The sequence below is a fragment of the Alloalcanivorax marinus genome, from assembly GCF_016785095.1.
In the GTDB taxonomy this organism is placed as follows: Bacteria; Pseudomonadota; Gammaproteobacteria; order Pseudomonadales; family Alcanivoracaceae; genus Alloalcanivorax; species Alloalcanivorax marinus_A.
In genome coordinates, this window is sequence record NZ_JAEKJB010000008.1 from 498,901 (window position 1) to 518,951 (window position 20,051).

The 20,051-nt window shown below is 67.8% G+C and carries 16 protein-coding genes; 6 read left to right on the forward strand and 10 right to left on the reverse strand.

The genetic code is table 11. From position 1 onward, the window contains the following. Positions 1 to 3: 3 nt before the first annotated feature. The 4 genes from JF515_RS09335 to JF515_RS09350 all read left to right on the forward strand — a co-directional run bounded on the left by JF515_RS09335 (position 4) and on the right by JF515_RS09350 (position 4,822). A complete protein-coding gene (locus JF515_RS09335; RefSeq protein WP_203103492.1) occupies positions 4 to 1,014 on the forward strand; it encodes a 2Fe-2S iron-sulfur cluster-binding protein in 1,011 nt (336 codons plus the stop codon). Positions 1,015 to 1,245: 231 nt separating this feature from the next. After that, complete coding sequence (locus tag JF515_RS09340) at positions 1,246 to 2,568, forward strand: paraquat-inducible protein A (RefSeq protein WP_203103494.1); 1,323 nt, start codon at positions 1,246 to 1,248, stop codon at positions 2,566 to 2,568. Continuing rightward, positions 2,537 to 4,180 carry an intermembrane transport protein PqiB gene (gene pqiB, locus JF515_RS09345; protein WP_203103496.1) on the forward strand — a complete coding sequence of 548 codons (1,644 nt, stop codon included), beginning with the start codon at positions 2,537 to 2,539 and terminating at the stop codon, positions 4,178 to 4,180. The genes JF515_RS09340 and pqiB overlap by 32 nt, the downstream gene beginning before the upstream one ends. Positions 4,181 to 4,264: 84 nt before the next feature. Then, positions 4,265 to 4,822 (forward strand): PqiC family protein, encoded by a 558-nt coding sequence (locus tag JF515_RS09350; protein ID WP_203103498.1) that lies wholly within the window; start codon positions 4,265 to 4,267, stop codon positions 4,820 to 4,822. 4 nt (positions 4,823 to 4,826) lie between these two features. On the opposite strand, the gene JF515_RS09355 is transcribed toward JF515_RS09350, so the two are convergent. The 6 genes from JF515_RS09355 to JF515_RS09380 all read right to left on the reverse strand — a co-directional run bounded on the left by JF515_RS09355 (position 4,827) and on the right by JF515_RS09380 (position 10,630). Next, positions 4,827 to 6,065: a heme biosynthesis HemY N-terminal domain-containing protein gene (locus JF515_RS09355; protein ID WP_203103500.1), complete on the reverse strand. Its 1,239-nt coding sequence runs from the start codon at positions 6,063 to 6,065 to the stop codon at positions 4,827 to 4,829. Continuing rightward, positions 6,062 to 7,039, reverse strand: coding sequence for a uroporphyrinogen-III C-methyltransferase (locus JF515_RS09360; protein WP_203103502.1), 978 nt, complete (start codon positions 7,037 to 7,039; stop codon positions 6,062 to 6,064). The genes JF515_RS09355 and JF515_RS09360 overlap by 4 nt, the downstream gene beginning before the upstream one ends. A 71-nt stretch (positions 7,040 to 7,110) precedes the next feature. Beyond that, complete coding sequence (locus JF515_RS09365; protein ID WP_203103504.1) at positions 7,111 to 7,809, reverse strand: uroporphyrinogen-III synthase; 699 nt, start codon at positions 7,807 to 7,809, stop codon at positions 7,111 to 7,113. Beyond that, positions 7,806 to 8,741, reverse strand: a complete 936-nt coding sequence (gene hemC, locus JF515_RS09370) for a hydroxymethylbilane synthase (protein ID WP_203103506.1) — start codon at positions 8,739 to 8,741, stop codon at positions 7,806 to 7,808. The genes JF515_RS09365 and hemC overlap by 4 nt, the downstream gene beginning before the upstream one ends. Before the next feature lie 72 nt (positions 8,742 to 8,813). Then, on the reverse strand, positions 8,814 to 9,575 hold the full coding sequence (locus tag JF515_RS09375) for a LytR/AlgR family response regulator transcription factor (RefSeq protein WP_425305602.1): 762 nt from the start codon (positions 9,573 to 9,575) through the stop codon (positions 8,814 to 8,816). 11 nt (positions 9,576 to 9,586) lie between these two features. Continuing rightward, entirely contained in the window at positions 9,587 to 10,630 is a 1,044-nt protein-coding gene (locus tag JF515_RS09380) for a sensor histidine kinase (RefSeq protein WP_203103508.1), read from the reverse strand. 93 nt (positions 10,631 to 10,723) lie between these two features. Here JF515_RS09380 and argH point away from each other — a divergent pair, with 93 nt between their 5' ends. Further along, a complete protein-coding gene (argH, locus tag JF515_RS09385; protein WP_203103510.1) occupies positions 10,724 to 12,115 on the forward strand; it encodes an argininosuccinate lyase in 1,392 nt (463 codons plus the stop codon). A 77-nt stretch (positions 12,116 to 12,192) separates the two neighbouring features. Here argH and ilvD read toward each other — a convergent pair whose 3' ends face one another. Then, positions 12,193 to 13,866, reverse strand: coding sequence for a dihydroxy-acid dehydratase (gene ilvD / locus JF515_RS09390; protein WP_203103512.1), 1,674 nt, complete (start codon positions 13,864 to 13,866; stop codon positions 12,193 to 12,195). Positions 13,867 to 14,222: 356 nt separating this feature from the next. Here ilvD and JF515_RS09395 point away from each other — a divergent pair, with 356 nt between their 5' ends. Then, positions 14,223 to 16,085 carry a CocE/NonD family hydrolase gene (locus JF515_RS09395; protein ID WP_338015194.1) on the forward strand — a complete coding sequence of 621 codons (1,863 nt, stop codon included), beginning with the start codon at positions 14,223 to 14,225 and terminating at the stop codon, positions 16,083 to 16,085. Here JF515_RS09395 and JF515_RS09400 read toward each other — a convergent pair. The 3 genes from JF515_RS09400 to JF515_RS09410 form a co-directional block, all read right to left on the reverse strand. After that, the gene (locus JF515_RS09400) at positions 16,082 to 18,457 is read right to left on the reverse strand and encodes a TonB-dependent receptor domain-containing protein (RefSeq protein WP_203103516.1); all 2,376 of its coding nucleotides are present in this window, start codon (positions 18,455 to 18,457) and stop codon (positions 16,082 to 16,084) included. The two genes, JF515_RS09395 and JF515_RS09400, sit on opposite strands and share 4 nt — an antisense overlap. 62 nt (positions 18,458 to 18,519) lie before the next feature. Beyond that, entirely contained in the window at positions 18,520 to 19,470 is a 951-nt protein-coding gene (locus JF515_RS09405; protein WP_203103518.1) for a FecR family protein, read from the reverse strand. Positions 19,471 to 19,486: 16 nt separating this feature from the next. Continuing rightward, positions 19,487 to 19,990, reverse strand: a complete 504-nt coding sequence (locus JF515_RS09410; protein ID WP_203103520.1) for a sigma-70 family RNA polymerase sigma factor — start codon at positions 19,988 to 19,990, stop codon at positions 19,487 to 19,489. Positions 19,991 to 20,051 lie beyond the last annotated feature (61 nt).

Below are 20,051 nucleotides of genomic sequence, written 5' to 3' on the forward strand. Positions count from 1 at the left end.
GCCGTGGCCCACCGTGTCCTGATCAACGGGCGCCATGCCTTGATCTGCCCGGACGGCGTCCCCATCCTGAGCGCCGGTCGGGAGGCCGGATTCGGCTTTCCCCATGCCTGCCGCAACGGCGTCTGCGAGCGCTGCCAGGGCCGGCTCGGCGCCGGCTCGGTACGCCACACTCGCGGTGGCGGCGCCCACGAAGACACGATCATCCACGCCGGCGAGCCCCGGGCGGACCGGGTGCTATACTGCGTGGCCATTCCGATCAGCGATTGCGAGATCGACGTGCCAGAGATCACCGCGCCGGGCGAATTGCCCGTGCACCGACTGCAATGCCAGATTGTCCAGCGAGAACCGCTCAACCACGATGTCACCCGGGTGTGGCTGCGTCTGCCCGCCGGCAAGGCGGTACGCTGGCACGCCGGCCAGTACCTGATTCTGGAGCTGGAGCATGGCAGCTACCCGTTCTCGATCGCCAACGCCCCCGGCGGTCGCGATCTGGAGTTGCATGTGCGCCATGCCACCGACAATAGTGCCGCCCACGCCATCATGGCGGATCTGAGCGAACGCGCCACGGTGGCGGTGACCCTGCCGGACGGCCAGCGTTTCATCGATGGCGCCCCCGACCGGCCACTGTGGTTTATCTGCGGCTCCACCGGCTTCGCCCCGGTGAAGGCGATGATCGAACGTCTGATCGAGCTGGACTATCCGCTGCCGGTACGCCTGTTCTGGGGCGCGCGCACCGAGGATGACCTTTATCTGCCCGACCTGCCCGCCCGCTGGAGCGCGCAACTGCGCGACTTCCACGCCGTCACCGCCCTGTCGGACATGAGCAAGCCCGGCCACGCCGTGGGTCTGGTCCACGAAGCGGCCCTGGAAGCCCTGGCCGAACCCCGCGAACCGCTGTTCTACGTGGGCGGCTCCCCGGCCATGGCCTGGGCGGTGTTCGACGCTCTGGTGGAGGAAGGGGTGCCGGCGGAGAACATCCACTCCGACGTGTTCGATTACGCGCCTCGGGAATAACGCCAGACGCCAGACGCTGGACGCCGGACGCTGGACGCTGGACGCTGGACGCCGGACGCTAAAACCCTGAGCTGGAAGGAATGGTGTGTTTCCTGCCCGGCCTCACCTTCCTGGCCGTGGCGCGCCATGGATTTCAGGCCCGGGTTAAAGCGTCCGGCGTCCAGCGTCCGGCGTCTGGCGTCCACACCCCCAGCCCGGCACAATAAGCCATCCCCAGTCTACGGTCGCCCCATGGACGATACCCGCCCCCCGAGCACCGATCCCCACGCCACCCTGTTGCCCTGCCCGCAGTGCGACCTGGTGCTGTCGGTGACCGATCCGGCGCCGGGGGAATGGGTGCGCTGCCCGCGCTGCCGGCACCCGCTGGCCCGCCATACGGTCCATGACCAGACCAGCCCGGCCCTGGCGGTGACCGCCCTGATCCTGCTCGCGGTGGCGCTGGCGTTTCCCTATATCCGCTTCGAGAAAAATGGCGTCGGCGACCAGATGGGGCTGCTGGATGCCGCCACCCAGCTGGCCGCCTTCCACCACCCCGCCCTGGCGGTGGTGGTGTTCGCCACCATCGTGGTGCTGCCAGCCTGTTTCCTGGGCGCTTTGCTGTGGGTGCACGCCAGCCTGCGCCGGCGCGCCGGGCCACTGCCCGGCACCGCCGCCCTGGTGCGCGCCCTGCCCCGCTGGCAACCCTGGATGATGGCCGACGTGTTCGCCATCGCCGCCCTGGTCAGCCTGATCAAGATCGTGGGCATGGCGGAGGTGTCCCTGGAACCGGGCTTCTGGGCCTTCACCGGCTTCGCCCTGGCGCTGCTGATCACGGTTCAGCGCCTTCACCCGCTGGCGCTGTGGGCGCGCCTGGCCGGCCCGCCACAGGTTCCCGCCGGGGCCCGGCCCGGTATGACCGCCGCCGCCCAGGGCCTGGTGGGCTGCGAGCAGTGTGGCCAGCTCCAGGCCCTGGATGGCCACCGGCATTGCGTGCGCTGCGGCGGTCGCCTGCATCGGCGCCACCCGGGCAGCCTGCAGCGCACCTGGGCGCTACTGGTGGCGGCCACCCTGTTCTGCTTTCCGGCGCACCTGTATCCGATCATGATCACCACCAGCCTGGGCCACACCCAGCCGGCCACCATCATTTCCGGCGTGCTGCAGTTTCTCCAGCACGGCGACTGGCCGATCGCCCTGATCATCTTTACCGCCAGTGTTCTGGTACCCTTCGGCAAGATCATGGCCCTCGCCTGGCTGTGCCTGGCGGCACGCCGGGACGCGCCCCTCGACATGGCCGCCCAGATGCGCCTGTATCGGATTACCGAATGGGTCGGTCGCTGGTCGATGATCGATGTGTTCGTGGTGGCCATCGTGGTGGCCCTGGTGCGACTGGGCAATCTGCTGTCCATCGACCCGGGTCCCGGTGGCCTGGCCTTCGCGGCGGTGGTGGTGCTGACCATGCTGGCCGCTTTCAGTTTCGATCCGCGTTTGATCTGGGACCGGCAGGGGCCGGCCCCGGAACCGGACGCCCAACCCCGGGATGACAATGAGCTCGACTCCCTCGCGCGCCGTTCATGAGCGCCTGCCCCGTCTCTCGCCGGTCTGGCTGATCCCGCTGGCGGCGTTGTTGATCGGCCTGTGGCTGGCGTTCGATCATCTCGCCGGCCAGGGCCCGATGATCACCCTGAAGCTGCAGGACGCGGAAGGCATCGAGGCCGGCAAGACGCCGATCAAGACTCGCAGCGTGCAGGTCGGCACGGTGGAGACCGTGACCCTGTCCGAGGACCTGCGCCATACCCTGGTCACCGCGCGCATGCAGGACGGCGCCGACCGCATGCTCAACGAGGACACCCGCTTCTGGGTGGTCAAACCCCGTATTGGCCGGGAAGGGATCAGCGGCCTGGGCACGGTGCTGTCCGGCGCCTACATCGAGCTGCTGCCCGGCGATGGTAACGAGAAGAAGCGCCGCTTCACCGTGGAGGAGCAACCACCGGTTACCGAGGCCGGTGCCCGGGGTCTGTACCTGACCCTGCACAGTGAACCGGGCAACAGCGTCACCACTGGCGATCCGGTAACGTTCCGCAACCTCACCGTAGGCCGGGTGGTGGACACCGAATTCATCGCCGAGGACCGCAGCATCGAGCACCGCATTTTCATCGAGAAGCCCTACGACGTGCTGGTCTCCGATACCACGCGCTTCTGGAGTGTGTCCGGGGTCGGCTTTCAGCTCGATTCCCAGGGCTTCCGGGTCAATCTGCAATCGTTGGAGACCCTGCTCGGCGGCGGCATCGCCTTCGGCGTGCCCGACGACACCATGCCCGCCGGCAGCCCCGCCAAGGAGGGCGATGAGTACACCCTCTACGCCGACCAGGAGGCGGCCCGCCGGGGGCTGTTCGATCAGTACCTGGAATATGTCCTGCTGGTGGAAGACACGGTGCGCGGCCTGAGCCGGGGGGCGCCGGTGGAATACCGGGGCGTGCGCATGGGCACCGTGGAGCAGGTGCCCTGGAAATTCACCGGTGAACAGCCGGATTCGCTGAGCCGCTTCTCGATACCGGTCTTGATCCGCGTCGAACCGCAACGCATCACCCAGGGCAGCGAGGTATTGCTGGACGACTGGCGCGAACGCCTGGAGCGCATGTTCGGCAACGGCCTGCGCGCCTCGCTGAAATCCGGCAACCTGCTTACCGGCGCCCTGTTCGTGGACCTCAACTTCCACCGTGACGTGCCCGCCTACGAGCCGACCCGGTTCGAGAGCGTGCCGGTGTTCCCGACCACCTCCAATGGCCTGGCGCAGATCGAGAATCAGATCAGCGGCCTGCTGGACACCCTCAATAGCCTGCCGCTGCGGGACATCGCCGAGGGGCTGGACCGCAACCTGGCCGCCTCCGAGGCCACCCTCAAGGAAATCAGCGCCACCGCGCAGCGCCTGGAAGCCCTGCTCGGCGACCCGCGCACCCGGCAGCTTCCGGGGCAGCTCAACGACACCCTGGCCTCCCTGGAGCGAACCCTGGACGGCCTGTCCGGCGCCGATGGCCAGCAGCTCTCCGATACCCTGGAGCGCCTGGAGCAGGTGCTGCGCGACGCCGAGCCGCTGCTGCGCACCCTGCGCGAAAAGCCCAACGCCCTGATCTTCTCCCGCGAACCGCCGGAGGATCCCCTGCCCAGAGCGCGGGATGAACAGCCCTGAGCGCGAGATGAACAGCCCTGAGCGCGGGATGGACAGCCTTGAGCGCATGACAATGACCAACCAAACAACCGCCCGGAGCCAAAGATGGCAATCAGACTTCCTCTCCTGCTACTGATGCTGCTGGCCCTGACCGCCTGCGCCCAGGCACCCGTTACCGGCGAACGGCATTACCTGCTGCCCTCGGCCCGCCTGGCGGCGCAACAGCAGCCCCTGGCGCTGCGCCTTCAGGTGGCCGGCTACCTGGATCAGGCCGGCCTGGTGCTGGAAACCGGCCCCGCCACCCTGACCAGTGCCCGCTCGCACCGCTGGGCCGAGCCCCTGGAGGAGCAGTTGAAACGATCACTCGCGGCGGCACTGCCGAAAACGGACGGCGAATTGCGGGTCACGGTGAGCCGCTTCCAGGGCACCACCGACGGCGATGCCCGGGTCAGCGGCGAATGGCGCTTCCAGGGCACGGGCGGGCCCCCGGTCGGCGGCACCTTCGACAAGCGCCAGGCGCTGGAGCGGGACGGTTACGAGGAACTGGTGCTGCGCCTGGACGCCGCCTGGATGGAAGCAGCCGGGGATATCGCCCGGCGGCTGGCGGCGTTGAAGCACGACGCCAGAGTGGAGAATTCCGGTGATCGGGATGATCGCGACTGAAGCCTCAAGAATGCTGAGTCGCATTCTCCGGCAATGGCAAAGCCGGCAGCGATCCGCCCAGCTCCGCCACCCGCCGTTCCAGCACCCAGGCCGCCTTGGTGCGATCCCCCAGGGCCAGGTACAGCCGTGACAGCTCCGCCAGGGCGGTGGCGCTCTGGCTGGAGTTAGCGGCGGCTTCGAAGAAATTCTGCGCCTTGCCCCACAGCCGCGCCTTCAGCGCCACCCGCCCGGCGGTAACCAGCACGGCGGCGTTGCCGGGGCGCTCCACCAGCCATTTTTCCAGGGTCTGCAGCAGATCATCCGGCGACAAATCGTCGATGGCTTCCAGCACCGGCGGCAGACGGTCATCCCAGTCCCGCTCCAACTGATCACGGACCAGTTGCAGAGCGCGGCGGCCTTCCCCCAATTGCGCCAGGAAACCGGCATAGCGAGCCACCATGGCCGGATCGTGCTTGAGGGCGGTAGGCACCGCCTTCCACAGCTCGCGCAGTTCCCTGGCGCGGCTTTCCGCGTCATTGAAGCCGGGCTTCTGGCCCAGGTGCTGCAACCGCGCCAGCCAGGCGCGCCGTTCCCGACGCGCCGCCTGCTGCTCGCCGAGAGCGCGGCGCAGGCGCGGCAACAGGGCGCACAGCGCCTCCCAGTCCCGCTCGCGTTCCAGCACGTCGGCGTACAATACCTGCACGCGGCGGTTGCCCGGCGCCCGTTCCGCCAGCCCCTGCAACTCCCGCCGGGCCTGGTCCGGGCGACCTTCGTCCAGGGCGAAACGGGCACGCATCAGACCGGCCACGGCGTCGCCCCGGCGGCAGCGAGCGGCCGCATCCAGATATCGCTCCAGCGCCTCGGCGTCACCGCGCTGGCGGGCGCACTCGGCGGCCAGCAGCCAGGCCGCCAGGGGCCAGTCGCCATCACGACCGGCGGCGCTGAGCAACCGCTCCGCCTTTTCCGGTTCGCCATCCATAAGCAGGATGAAACCGCTGCGCAACCGCCGGCGCGCCACCCGCAGGCGGAAACGACGGGTGGCGCGCAGCGGTTCGGCGGCATTCCACAGCAGGTTCAGGAACAGAGTCAGCACCACCAGGGCCACCGCGCCCAGAATCAGCGCCAGCACCGCGAAGCCGAGGGTGCTTTCCAGACGCCAGTGGTCACGGATCACCAGCAGGTAGCCGGAATCCGCCGCCATCCAGCGCCCCAGCAAAGTGGCGGCCACCAGGGCCGCCACGATCAGCAGCAGGGCTTTCTTCATTGGCCGCCCTCCTCGCGCTTGAGCAGGTCACGCTTGAGCTGGCGGATGGCATCCAGACCGGCGCCGATGTCCGGCAACGCCTGGCTCACCGCCTGACCGTCCAGCTCGTCCAGGGCGGCACGGATCTGACGCACCCGGCCCTGATCGTCGCGGAACCACTGGTCAAGCGTGGCGCGGGCGCTGTCCAGGGCCTGGCGATAGGCTTCTTCACGGCCCTGCATCAACGCCAGCCGGGCCTGTTGCAGGCTGGCATCCAGGGTCAGGCGCACGGTGGCGGCCTGGGTTTCGGTAAGCGGCAGGGGCACCTCACCTTCGTGGCGGCGCACCGTCACCGGAAGTTGCGAGAGCAACCGGGCCCACCAGCCCTGGTCCTGGTCCGGCGCCGGCGCCTCCGGCGGCGCGTCCCGCTCCGGCATCGCCAGCTCCGGCACCAGCGCCTGCAGGGCGCCCAGGCGCAGCACCATGGCCTGAATGTCCACCTGCAATGCGCCGTTGAGCTTCTCCATGTCCACCGCCAGGGCCTGGCGGGCCGGCAGCGCGTCAGGATCGTCGAGCCGTGCCAGGGTCTGGTCGGCGGCCTCCAGCAAGCGCCGGGCGGCGGCGGCGTCACCGGTGAGCAGCAGCCGCTGCCCGGCCAGGCTGGCCAGCGCCTCCGCCTCGTTGGCCAGCCACAGGGTCTGGCCGCCCTGGCGCACATCCGCCAACGCTTCACGATCCCGGGCCAGGCGCGCCTGCAGGCGTTCCTGCTGATCGCGCAGCGCCTGCTCCGCCTGGCGCCGCTCGCGGCTCTGTTGATCGAGCTCCGCGCGCAGTTCGGCGATGCGGCCGTCCAGGCTCTGGCGATCGTTTTCCAGCACCCGCCATTGCTGCCAGCCCCACCAGCCGGCGGCGCCCAGGGCGGCCAGAATCACGATCACGATGAGCAGCGGCCACAGGCTCAGGCCCTGTTGGCGGCGGAGGGGGCGGTGCGTCATGGGGTCTCCCTTTATTGGTGTGTTCCCTTTCCCGGCAATCAACTCAAGATAATGAGCGCGACCCGGCGCGTCTAGCCGGGCAAGGCCGCCAGCATGTCCGAGTCGTGGGCACTGGCGGCGGTGATCACCGGCCCGGCGTGGCTGGCGGCCACGGCGGCGGCCACTCGATCGCCGGCGGCGATCACCGTGATGTCCGCCGCGATCCGGTCGGCCAGGGCCCGCCAGCCTTCGACGCTGGTGATCATCACCGTATCGATGCCGTCGGGACAGTGCCGGCGCGGGTCGGGAAGGCGCCGGTAGAACGGTATCACGTCCACGGTGGCACCCCGTTCGCGCAGGCGCGCGGCCAGCCAGTCGCGGCCGCCATCACCACGGCAAATCAGAATGCGCCGGTCCCTCACCTCCGCCAGGCACGGCAACGCCAGCACCGCCTCGGAGTTGAACCCGCTACGCGGGTATTCCGGTGTCAGGCCGGCCTGGCGGATGACCGCCGCGGTGGATTCACCCACCGCCAGCCAGTGCAGCCTCACCGGCCACTGCGGCCAGAGGTCCGCCATCGCCGCGAGGGCGTGGTGGGCGGCGTTGGCGCTGACGAAGAAGACCGCGTGGTAAAGGTCGAGATCCAGCAGCCGGCGCCGGTGCTCGTCGGCCAGCGGCAGCGGCTCGATGCGCAGCGCCGGCACCAGCTCGACGTCATGGCCGGCGGCGCGCAGCCGCGCCGCGAGCACCTCGCCCTGGCCGGCGGGACGGGTGATCAGAACCCGGCTCATGCCCGGTCGTAGAGATCCTGGAGAATGCGGTCGGCACCCTGCTCCAGCAGGGCCTCGGCGATGCTTCGGCCGAGCTCGACGGCCTGTTCCCGGGGGGCGCGATCCTCGGCGCGCAGCACCGTCTTGCCGTCCTCGCTGGCCACCAGGCCGCGCAGCCACAGGCGGTCGTCATCCTCGAGCAGGGCAAAGCCGGCGATGGGCACCTGACAGCCGCCTTCCAGCCGCCGGTTCATGGCGCGCTCGGCGGTGACCCGGTCCCAGGTCCGCGGATCACTGAGCGGAGTCAGCAGCTCGATGGTACGCGCGTCACCATCACGGCACTCGATGCCCACGGCGCCTTGCCCCACCGCCGGCAGGGACTCCTCCGGCGGCATGTCGTAGCGAATGCGCTCATGCATTTCCAGCCGCTTGAGGCCGGCGGAAGCCAGGATGATGGCGTCGAACTGGCCGTCGTCGAGCTTGCCCAGGCGGGTCTGCACATTGCCGCGCAGACTGGACACACGCAGGTCCGGCCGGTTGGCCAGCACCTGGGCCTGACGGCGCAGGCTGGAGGTACCCAGACGAGCGCCTTCCGGCAACGCCATCAGCGATTCATGGTGGTTGGAAACGAAAGCGTCGCGGGGGTCCTCACGCTCACAGATCACCGGCAGCGCCATGCCCTCGGGCAGTTCCATGGGCACGTCCTTCATGGAATGCACGGCGATGTCGGCGCGGCCGTCCATCATCGCCTCTTCCAGCTCCTTCACGAACAGGCCCTTGCCACCGATCTTGGCCAAGGGGGTATCGAGAATCTTGTCGCCCTGGGTCTTGATGCGCACCAGTTCCACGCGCAAACCCGGGTGCAGGGCTTCCAGCCGTTTTTGCACGTATTCCGCCTGCCAGACGGCAAGGGGACTGGAACGGGTGGCGATGCGCAGGATCTCGGCGGACATGGAAGCTCCGGAACGACGAATGGAAGCCGGATTGTAATGGAAAAGGCGATGCTTCGCCGAACGCCGGCGCGGCTATTTTTTCTTGCCGGTAAGGGCCTTGCGCAAACCGGCCATGTGCCGCCGGCTCACCGGCAGCGGCTCCTCGACACCACGCAGGTGCACCTCGAAGTGCCCCTGGGGCGAGCACTCCAGGCTCTCGATGTAGTGCATCGAGGCCAGGGTGCTGCGGTGAATGCGCACGAACAGATCCTCGAATTCCTCTTCCAGCGCCTTGAGCGGCTCGTCGATGAGCACATAACCGCCACCGAAATGCACCGCCACGTATTTCTGGTCGGCCTGGAAATAGCGCACCTCCTCGATCGGCACCACCTCCAGACCGCGGTGGGTACGGGCGCTCAGATGACGGCGGCGGCGTGGCCGGTTGACCAGCAGCTTGTGGCTCATCTCCGCCACCTGCACCCGGTTCAGGGAGCGGGTCTTGCGCAGGGCCCGGTTGAGATCGTCGGCGTTGACCGGCTTGAGCAGGTAATCCACCGCGTGCACACGGAACGCCTGCAAGGCGTGCTCGTCGTAGGCGGTGCAGAAAATCACCGCCGGCGGGTGCTCCATCTTCTGCAGATGGGCGGCCGCTTCCAGGCCATCCATGTCCGGCATGCGGATATCCATGAGCACCACGTCCGGGCGCGTGCGACCGGCGCATTCCACCGCTTCACGGCCGCTGGCGGCTTCTCCGGTGACCTCCATGTGGGCCAGTTCCACCAGCCGTTTAAGTCGCAGGCGGGCGAGCGCTTCATCGTCGCACACCAGCACCTTCATCTTGGCTACGTCCTCCATCGCCTTCCCCTCTAGCCGGGCCGTTCGCCGGACGGATAACTGATCCGGACCTCGTAGTATTGTTGTTCGTCCATCGCCTCCACCCGCACGGCGGCGCCGTACAGCGCCTCGAGCCGGTGCCGGATGTTGTCCAGCGCCATGCGGTTGCCCCGGTGGTCGCTGCCGTGATCGGGGCGCGGATTACGCACCCCGATCATCACCCGGGCCCCCTCCTGGCGGGCGTGAACGGTAACCACGCCCCCCTCGGCCAGGGGTTGGATACCGTGATAGATCGCATTTTCCAGCAAGGGCTGCAACGTCAAAAGCGGCAGAAACACGTTTTCGGGGTCCAGTTCCACCCGCCATTCGACTCGCAGCCGGTCCCCCAGGCGCAGGCTTTCGATGCGCGCGTAACGCTCGCACAGCGACAGTTCCTCGGCCAGGGTCACCTGGTGGTCGGAGGAGTCCCTGAGGCTGGCGCGGAACAGCCTCGACAGGTCCTCCACGGCCTGTTCGGCGGCGTCCGGATCGACCCGCACCAGGCTGGCGATGATGTTCATGGAATTGAACAGAAAATGGGGACGAATGCGCGACTGCAGCGCCTGAATGCGCGAGCGCAGCTCGGCGCGCTCCTTGAGGCGCAACTGCTCCTGCACGTAGAAGTAACGCATGATCAGGCCGGCGACGATGGCCGCGATCAGCACGTTGGAGAGGATGTCCCAGTGCCACAGTGCCCCCACCGCCGCGCCGTCGGAGGCCCAGCCCAGCAACCCACGCGCCAGCAGGCTGAACACCAGGGTGTCGAGCACCACCAGGCCCACCACCGCCAGCGCCGACCAGGCCGAGGGCAAGCGATTGAGACGGTCGCGCAGGTGGCACACCAACCCCGCCGAGGTCAGCCCCACCCACTGGATAAACAGGGAAGTGAGCGCCAGCCGCTCGATCCCGAACGGCTCGAAGTAGCCCGCCACCAGGGTGATGACGATGGCCATCAGCTCGGAGACCACCACCACCACCAGCACGGCGCGGGTGGTGCACAGGTTGGGCAGGAAAACGTTGGCTCGCGGTTCGGTCATGGCGTCACTTATCGTTTTACCGCCTACGATACCACCGTCCGGCGGTGCTATACTGCGCGCCCCGTCAATTCAGCGCCGGACGCGAGCAACGAGATGAGTGATCAGCAGCAAAACCAACTCTGGGGCGGCCGCTTCAGTGAATCCACCGATGCCTTCGTGCAGGAATTCACCGCCAGCGTCGGTTTCGACCAGCGCATGTACCGGCAGGATATCCAGGGTTCCCAGGCCCACGCCACCATGCTCGCCGAGGCCGGCGTGCTCACCAACGACGAGCGCGACGCCATTATCCAGGGGCTGGACGAGATCCGCGCCGAGATCGAGGCCGGGGACTTCCAGTGGTCCGTGGCCCTGGAAGACGTGCACATGAACATCGAGGCACGGCTCACCGACAAGATCGGCATCACCGGCAAAAAGCTGCACACCGGCCGTTCCCGCAACGACCAGGTGGCCACCGACATCCGCCTGTGGCTGCGCGACGAGATCGACCTGATCGACGGCGAGATGACCCGCCTGATGACCGGCCTGCTGGATCTGGCGGAGCGCGAAGCGGCCACCATCATGCCCGGCTTCACCCATTTACAGACCGCCCAGCCGGTGACCTTCGGCCACCACCTGCTGGCCTGGTTCGAAATGCTCAAGCGCGACCGCGAGCGCCTGCGCGATTGCCGCAAACGGGTCAACCGCATGCCCCTGGGCGCCGCTGCCCTGGCCGGCACCACCTACCCGATCCTGCGCGAACGCACCTGTGAGCTGCTCGGTTTCGACGGCGTCTGCGAGAACTCCCTGGACGCGGTCAGCGACCGGGACTTCGCCATCGAATTCTGCGCCCTGACCGCGTTGTGCGTTACTCACCTGTCGCGGATCAGCGAGGAGCTGGTGCTGTGGACCAGCGCCCAGTTCAACTTTATCGACCTGCCCGACCGCTTCTGCACCGGCAGCTCGATCATGCCGCAGAAAAAGAACCCGGACGTGCCCGAGCTGGTGCGTGGCAAGACCGGCCGCGTCAACGGCCACCTGATCGCCCTGCTGACCCTGATGAAAAGCCAGCCGCTGGCTTACAACAAGGACAACCAGGAAGACAAGGAACCGCTTTACGACGCGGTGGACACCCTGGCCGGCTGCCTGCGCGCCTTCGCCGACATGATCCCGGCCCTGGAACCGAACCGCGAAGTGATGCGCGAAGCCGCCCGCCGCGGCTTCGCCACCGCCACCGACCTGGCCGACTATCTTGTGCGCAAGGGCATTGCCTTCCGCGACTCCCACGAGATTGTCGGCAAGGCGGTGGCCTACGGCGTGGACAAGAAAAAGGACCTCAGCGAGATGTCCCTGTCGGAGCTGCGCCAGTTCAGCGACCAGATCGACGACGATGTGTTCGAGGTACTGACCCTGGAAGGCTCGGTGAGCGCCCGCAACCACATCGGCGGCACCGCCCCGGATCAGGTGCGGGCCGCCGTGGCGCGGGGCCGGAAAGTAGTGAACGCCTGAACCGTAGGAGCGGCTTCAGTCGCGATTCAGCATGCGCGGATCGCGACTGAAGCGGAACGCTGCCCGGCACCCCGGGATCAGCCGTCGGTGATGGCGCCCAGGGAGGCGGAGCTGACGGTCCTGGCGTATTTGGACAAAACGCCCCGGGTGTAGCGCGGCGACGGCGCGGTCCAGGCCGCCCGGCGGCGCTCGAACTCGGCGTCGTCCACGTTCAGGGTGATGGTGTCCGCCTCGGCGTCGATGACGATCTCGTCGCCGGTTTCCACCAGGGCGATGGGCCCGCCTTCCTGAGCCTCCGGGGTCACGTGCCCGACCACGAAACCGTGGCTGCCGCCAGAGAAGCGGCCGTCGGTGATCAGCGCCACGTCGTTGCCCAGACCCCGGCCCATGATCGCCGAGGTGGGGGTCAGCATTTCCCGCATGCCCGGACCACCCCGGGGCCCTTCATAACGAATTACCAGCACGTCACCGGCGGTGACGGTGCCGTCCATGATGCGGTCGGTGGCCTCTTCCTCGGAGTGGAACACCCGGGCGGTGCCCTTGAAGAAGGTGCCTTCCTTGCCGGTGATCTTGGCCACCGCGCCGGTGGGCGCCAGGTTGCCGTACAGAATGCGCAGGTGGCTGTCCTTTTTGATCGGGTTGTCCAGGGCGTGAATGATGTCCTGCTGTTCCGGATAGGGCGCCACGGTGGCCAGGTTTTCCGCCAGAGTATTGCCGGTGACGGTGAGGCAACCGCCGTGCAGCAGGCCGGCGTCGAGCAGGGTCTTCATCAACGGCTGGATACCGCCGATGGCCACCAGTTCACTCATCATGTAGTGGCCGCTGGGGCGCAGGTCCGCCAGCACCGGCACGCGTTGGCCGATGCGCGTGAAATCCTCCAGGGACAGGGGCACGTCCACGGTGTGCGCCAGGGCCAGCAGGTGCAGCACGGCGTTGGTGGAGCCGCCCAGGGCGATGACCACGGTAATGGCGTTCTCGAACGCTTCCCGGGTGAGGATGTCGCGGGGCTTGATATCCCGCTCAAGCAATTCCAGCACGGCGGCGCCGGCGGCGCGGCAGTCCTCCAGCTTGTCGTTGTCCTCGGCGTTTTGGGCGGAACTGCCCGGCAGACTCATGCCCAGGGCCTCAATGGCGCTGGCCATGGTGTTGGCGGTGTACATGCCACCGCACGAACCCGGCCCGGGGATCGCCTCTTCTTCCACCTGCTTCACTTCGATCAGTGACTTGTCGCCCTTGGCGTGGGCGCCCACCGCCTCGAACACGGACACCAGATCGGTGTGGTTCTTGCCCGGCTTGATGGTGCCACCGTAGACGAACACCGAGGGCCGGTTGAGCCGCGCCAGGCCCATCAGGCAGCCGGGCATGTTCTTGTCGCAGCCACCGATGGCCACCAGGCCGTCGAAGCCCTCGCAGCCGGCCACGGTCTCAATGGAATCGGCGATCACTTCCCGGGACACCAGCGAATACTTCATGCCCTCGGTGCCATTGGCGATGCCGTCGGACACGGTGATGGTGTTGAAGATCACGCTCTTGCCGCCGGCGCCGTCGGCGCCTCGGCCGGCCTCGTCCGCCAGGCCGTCGATGTGCATGTTACAGGGCGTCACCCGGCTCCAGGTGGAGGCGATACCGACCTGGGGTTTCTGGAAATCCTCGTCGGTGAAACCGGTGGCGCGCAGCATGGCACGGCTGGGCGCCTTGCCCAGGCCATCCACCACGGGGGCGGAATAACGGCGCCGTTTGTCCTCGCTCATGAACTTCTCCTGCTGGATGGACGCGCCCTGGCGCGTATCGAAACTCGGCCACCCAGCATACCAGCCCGGGGCCCGCGTTCAGACCCGCGCGATGCTTTACACGATGACAAGAAAAGGTCTTTTTTCTTCACCGTTGCGCACCACCGCGCAACAGAACCGGCCCGTTCTCCCGCTTACCCTGAGCGATCCTCTGGACCACTCCTCTACGTCCAACAATATCCGGAGATCCAACCATGCTACTGACCCCGCCGGCGCGTCGACGCCTGCCGTTTTTCTGTTTGCTCTCTTCCCTGATAATCGTTCTTACCGCCTGTGGCGGCGGCGGAGGGGGCTCCGCCTCCGGGGGCGGATCAACCGTGGAAACACCCAACGCCGGCGGCAATGACGGCGGCGGCGGCGGCACGGGCGGCCCCCTGGAACCGGAACCGGAGCCAGAACCAGAACCGGAGCCGGTAAACCTGGACTGGGACGCCCCCTACGACCGCCCCGAGGAATACCCCAACACCGTCACCCTGCCGCAACAGCTGATCACCCTGCGCGACGGCATCCGGCTGTCCGCCTCGGTGACCCTGCCCGCCGACGAGGACGGCAACCCGGCGCCGGGCCCCTTCCCGGTGGTGGCCACCTTTACCGGCTACAACCAGGCACTGGGACTGATCGGCGCCGCCGATCCCTATCTGGTCAAGCGCGGTTACGCCTACATCATCGCCGACCTGCGCGGCACCGGCGCCTCGGAAGGCACCTGGCAGGCGTTCGGGGAAACCGACCACGAGGACATCGGCGAACTGCTCGATTACATCGATGCCCAACCCTGGAGCAACGGCACCCTGGGCATGAACGGCGCCTCCTACATGGGCATCACCGGCCTGCTCGCCGGCGCCCAGCGCCCGGCCGGCGTGGACGCCATCTTCGCCATCGTGCCAATGGGCGACGCCTACCGGGACATCGTGTTCCAGGGCGGCCAGATCAACGCCGGTTTCATTCCCTTGTGGGTGGCCCTGGTCACCGGCCTGGGGCTGGTGCCCACGCCGGTGGGCCTGGATAACGACCAGCCGCTTTACTATCTGGAAACGCTGCTCGACCACCTTACCGGCACCCTCACCGAGTTTCCGGTTCCGGTGGTGGGCGGCGCCCTGCTCGGCGACGAGCACAAGTACAACACTGAGTTCTGGCGGGCCCGTTCACCGCTGGAACGGATCGACCGGATCAAGGCGCCGACCTTCGTGGTAGGTGGGCTGCGCGACATCTTTCAACGGGGCGAGCCTCTGATTTACGAGGCGCTGAAGAACAACGGCACCGACAGCAAGCTGCTGATCGGCCCCTGGGAACATCTGGACGGCTCCAGCGGCGCCGGGCTGCCCGCCGACGGCGTGCCGGCGCTGGCCAACATCCGCCTGGCCTGGTTCGACCACTATCTGAAGGGCATGGACACCGGCGCCGAACGCTTCCCGCCGGTGACTCAGTACCACACCGGTGAGGAACATTACCGCACCGCCAAGGACTGGCCGCATCCGCAAGCCCGCGCCGAGGTGTTCTACTTGCACGGCCAGCCTGGCCTGCCCCTGTTCGGCGCTCTGGACCGCGAGGCGCCCGGGGCGGACGGCGCGCAAACCTCGCTGCTGCAAACGCCGCTCAACGGCCTGTGTTCGGCCAGCGCCAGCCAGTGGACCGCCGGCGTGCTGGGCCTGATCACACCGCCCTGCAGCGAGCAGAACAACCTGTCGGAGTTGCTGGAGGCGGTCTACACCAGCGAGCCGCTGGAAGAGGACATGGTCATCAACGGCCCCATTGGCGGTCAGATCTGGGCTTCCACCACCGGCCTGGACACCAATGTGGTGGTGCGCGTCAGCGTGGTGGACCCGAACGGCCTGTCCAGGGAACTCACCAACGGCATCCAGATGGCCTCCATGAGCGAGTTCGACCCGCTGCGCTCGCGCTTCATGAATGGCAAGCTGGTGCAGCCCTGGCATCCCTTCACCGCCCGCAGTGGCCAGGAAATCCGGCCGCTGCGACCGTTCCGCGCCGACGTGGAGGTGTTCCCCACCAGCGCCGTGATCCCCGCTGGCCACAGGCTGCGCGTGAGCGTCGGCGCCAGCGACCTGCCCCATGGTCTGAGCCCGGTTCCGGATCTGCTGCGCGGTCTGCTCGGCGCGCTCACCGTGTACAGCACGCCGGCAATGCCGTCGCGGGTGAACATCCCGCTGGTGCCGGCCGGCTAGAACTCCATTTCCACGCTCAAGGCGGTGACGCGCCGCGGCCCCAGGGTCGCGGCCACGTCGCCGCTGGTGTTGCGGTCGTTGTAGACGTAGTAATCACGCTCGAACACGTTCTCCGAGTACAGCGTCACGGTCCAGCCATCGGCGCGCAGACCGAGCCGCGCGTTGGTGACCGTGTAACCATCCACGTATTCCTGCGGGTCGGCGCCAAAGCGGGCCAGGTAGCGGGACACGTACTTGGCATCGGCGCCGGCGAAGAAACCGCGCGGATGCTGGTAGAAAGCGCCCAGGGCAGCGTTCCATTCCGGCGCTTCCGGGAACGGCAGGCCGCTCAGATCGCCCAGGCTGTTGTCGACGAACTCGTCGAATTCCGTGTCCACATAGCCGATGGACGCGAACCCGGACCAGCGCGGGTTGAACCGGTAGCGGCCTTCCAGCTCGAAGCCTTTGAGGGACGATTCACCGGCGTTGGTGACGCGCCGGGAGGTGGAGTCCCCGGGGGTGGCCAGCACCCCGACCTGCTGGTCGCTCCAGTCGGTGTAGAACAGGTTGGCGGACAACTGCAAGCGCCGGTCCAGCGCCACGCCCTTGTAGGACAGCTCGTAGGTCCAGGTCTGCTCGTCGTCGTAGCGGTACTCGGTGTTGCTGCTGCGCTGAATGCCGGCACCACCGGAGCGATAGCCTTTCTGCACCGTGAAGCCCAGAGTGTGCATGGGCGCCAGGGTACGGATCAGCGCCATCTTGGGCAGGAACACCGTGTTGCTGTGGGAGGTGCGATCATCGGTGACCACGCCGCCATTGCGGGCGAAGAAGGCATTTTCGTCCACCGAGGTATAATCGACGCGCCCCCCCAGCACCGCCTCCCAGCCCGGCTTGAAGCGATACCCCGCCTCCCCGAACAGAGCTAGGTTATCCAGATCCCGCCCGGTGCGGCTGACGTCGGAATTACCGAAATAATCCGGCCGCGCGTAGCGCCCCCGATCCTCTTCACGGGCCGCGTACAGGCCGGACACCCAGCGCCAGCGATCCCGGTCGTAGTTGGCGCGCAGTTCCTGGCTGATGATGCTCTGCTGACTGTCACCGCGCATCACGTTGGTCTCGCCGGCGGTGCCCTCGTTCACCGAGGGACGGTCCATGTCGGTATCCGACCAGGCGGTCAATGAGGTCAGGGTCAGATCGGCGCCCAGGGCATGGGTGATCTCCAGCGACAGATTGTGGGTCTCCGCCTCGCGCGCCTCGACGAACACCGGGGTGTTGAAGTCGCCGCGCCGGTCATCGTAATCGAAGCCCAGTTGCGGGCCACCGATGTCGTCCACATAGGGCGAATCATGGGAGAACGAATAGCTCAGCAGGGCATTGGTATCGGGCAGCGCCTCCGGCAGCCACAGCAGCTTGCCGCGCAGTTGATAGTACTCATCCTCGATGAAGTCATCGTAGCGCTTGAACGACTCGTAGGTGGGGTAATGGATGTCGTTCTCGCTGGTGTGATACTCGGCGGAGAAACGATACGCCAGCTCGTCATCGATCAGCGGGCCGCTGTTCATCACCGCCGCTTCCCGGGTCTTCATGGAACCACCGGCCAGGCGCACTCGTGATTCCGGCTCGAAGGTCGGGTCCTTGGTTTTCACGTAGACGGCGCCGGCCAGAGCGGCGCGACCGGTGAGCGTGGACTGCGGGCCGCGATAGACTTCCACCTGTTCCACGTCCCACAGCCCCCGGGCACCGCGCCGGGCGCCGTTGACGGTCTGCCGGGCGCCGTCCACATAGAGGCTGGCGAGCGGATCGCCGCCCGGTGTCAGGCCCTCGGAATTGATGCCCCGGATCACGAAGCCGGCGTCCGGCCAGTCGCCATCCATGACGTTGCCCAGGGTACGGAAGGCATCCCGGAAGCTGCCGATCTCGCCCTGCTCGATCTCCTCGCTGGTGACCACGCCGACACTGGCGGTGGTGTCCTCAAGCTGGGTGGTGGTCTTGGCGCCGTACACCTTTACCGGGCCAAGCACCGCCGCCCGTGGCGCCGGAGCCGGCTCCAGAACGAAGCTGTTGTCGCCGGTGAAGCGGTAACGCAGGCCGGTGCCGGCGAGCATCCGGTCGAGGGCATCCTGAACGCCATATCGGCCTTGCACGGCGGAGGCCTGGCGCCCGTCCAGCAGCGCCGGCGACGCCGACATGGTCAGGCCGGCCTGGCGGGCCAGACTCGCCAGTGCATCGGCCAGGGGCCCGGCCGGGATCGCGAAGTCATGGGTGGCATGGCGGCTGTCCACGGCGCTCTGCGCCGCCACCGCGACCGGTAGCGCCAGCGGCGCGGCCAGGCAAACAGGAAGCAACAGCCGGCGGCAGGTGGCCCGCCAGCCGGAAGGAGTGGAGATAGGCATGAAGGTCGTCCCCTGATGGTGTCTTTACTTCCATGCCGAACCAGACACCCGGAACCCGTAAATTATTTTTTCTCCACGCGCACCCACCACCGGGTACGGTGCACCACGCGCACCGGCAGGCTCTGGGCGATGGCGTCCAGGGCGGCGTCGGTATCGTTGAGCTGGAACACACCGGTGACCTTAAGGCCGGCGACGGCCTGGTCGTAGCCAAGCCAGCCGGCGCGATAATGCCCCAGCGCCTTAAGCACCTCGGCCAGGGGCGCGTCCCGGGCCTCCACCACGCCGTCTTCCCAACTTCCGGCGCGCAGCCCCGTGGTGCCCGGCGCCAACGTGCCGTCCGCCAGGCGCCAGCCCCGACCGGGGCGCACCTCGCCCAGAGGCTCGCCGCCGGCGGCATGCACCGCGACCCGGCCCTGCAATACCGTGAGCCCCGTGCCCGAGCCGCCCACGGACACCTGGAAACGGGTGCCCAGGGCATCCAGCCGACCGTCATCGGTGACCACGCGGGGCTTGTCCGCCACGGCGGCGGCTTCGGAATCCACCAGAATCTCGCCGGCGTGCAGCCGCAGGGTGGGCCTCCCTTCCCCGGCCAGCACGTCCAGGGCGGTATCCGCGTTGAGCACCACCCGGGTGCCGCCGGGCAGACGCAGGCGCTGTTGCTCCCCGGTGCCGGTGACATAATCCCGGCTCAGGCGCGATACATCGCCACCCACCAGACCCACCGCCACCAGCACCAGGACCAGCAGGCCACCGCCCAGACCGCGCCGGCGCCGCCGGCGGCGTTGCAGATGATCCAGGGTATCGGTGACCGGGAGGCCGGCCCGCCGCGCGCCACGCACCTCGTCGTCGATGGCGCCCAAACGCTCGGCGGCGCGGCGATGGCGTTCGTCGGCGTCCAGCCAGTGCTGGTAGTCACGGCGCTGGGCCGCGTCGGCGGTGCCCGAGGCCATCGTCACCGACCAGTGGATGGCGGCTTCGATGATGGCCGGGGGAAGGTCGTCGTGGCGATTCATGGCGGTGATCGGGCGCTCAACCGCCCATCAGGACCCGGTAACAGTGCCGCAGCGCCAGCGCCATGTCCTTTTCCACGGTGCTCAGGGATACCGACAGCCGCTCGGCGATGGCCGGGTAGGTGAGGCCATCGAGCTTGGCCATCAGAAAAACGGTACGCGCGCGCGGGCGCAGGTGCTCCAACAGCGCATCCAGACGGGCCAGCGCATCCACGATTTCCCAATACTCTTCCGGCGATGGCTGGTTCTCCGCCGGCAGCACCGCCAGCGTTTCCCGCCAGGCCTGCTCCACCGCCCGGCGACGATGGTGATCGACCACCAGACCGTGAGCGATGCTCGCCAGAAACGCCCGGGGCTCCCGGGGCGAGGTGCCGGCCGGCTTCAGCAGCAGGCGCACGAACACATCCTGGGACAGATCCGCGGCGGTGTCCCGACAACCCAGGCGCCGGTACAACAGGGCCCGCAACCACCCGCAGTGATCGGTGTACAGGGATTGCACGTTGCTGTGGGAAGCCACGGTCATGGGTGCGTCAGCCAGGGAAACGATCCCGGAATGCTTGCACAAATGAGATTCATTCGCAAAC

What these genes read in the sequence shown, in the direction of transcription:
- JF515_RS09340 (WP_203103494.1), top strand. Translation starts at nt 1,246, where the DNA reads ATGGACGATACCCGCCCCCCGAGCACCGATCCCCACGCCACCCTGTTG.
- pqiB (WP_203103496.1), top strand. Translation starts at nt 2,537, where the DNA reads ATGAGCTCGACTCCCTCGCGCGCCGTTCATGAGCGCCTGCCCCGTCTC.
- JF515_RS09350 (WP_203103498.1), top strand. Translation starts at nt 4,265, where the DNA reads ATGGCAATCAGACTTCCTCTCCTGCTACTGATGCTGCTGGCCCTGACC.
- JF515_RS09355 (WP_203103500.1), bottom strand. Translation starts at nt 6,065, where the DNA reads ATGAAGAAAGCCCTGCTGCTGATCGTGGCGGCCCTGGTGGCCGCCACT.
- JF515_RS09360 (WP_203103502.1), bottom strand. Translation starts at nt 7,039, where the DNA reads ATGACGCACCGCCCCCTCCGCCGCCAACAGGGCCTGAGCCTGTGGCCG.
- JF515_RS09365 (WP_203103504.1), bottom strand. Translation starts at nt 7,809, where the DNA reads ATGAGCCGGGTTCTGATCACCCGTCCCGCCGGCCAGGGCGAGGTGCTC.
- hemC (WP_203103506.1), bottom strand. Translation starts at nt 8,741, where the DNA reads ATGTCCGCCGAGATCCTGCGCATCGCCACCCGTTCCAGTCCCCTTGCC.
- JF515_RS09375 (WP_425305602.1), bottom strand. Translation starts at nt 9,575, where the DNA reads ATGGAGGACGTAGCCAAGATGAAGGTGCTGGTGTGCGACGATGAAGCG.
- JF515_RS09380 (WP_203103508.1), bottom strand. Translation starts at nt 10,630, where the DNA reads ATGACCGAACCGCGAGCCAACGTTTTCCTGCCCAACCTGTGCACCACC.
- argH (WP_203103510.1), top strand. Translation starts at nt 10,724, where the DNA reads ATGAGTGATCAGCAGCAAAACCAACTCTGGGGCGGCCGCTTCAGTGAA.
- ilvD (WP_203103512.1), bottom strand. Translation starts at nt 13,866, where the DNA reads ATGAGCGAGGACAAACGGCGCCGTTATTCCGCCCCCGTGGTGGATGGC.
- JF515_RS09400 (WP_203103516.1), bottom strand. Translation starts at nt 18,457, where the DNA reads ATGCCTATCTCCACTCCTTCCGGCTGGCGGGCCACCTGCCGCCGGCTG.
- JF515_RS09405 (WP_203103518.1), bottom strand. Translation starts at nt 19,470, where the DNA reads ATGAATCGCCACGACGACCTTCCCCCGGCCATCATCGAAGCCGCCATC.
- JF515_RS09410 (WP_203103520.1), bottom strand. Translation starts at nt 19,990, where the DNA reads ATGACCGTGGCTTCCCACAGCAACGTGCAATCCCTGTACACCGATCAC.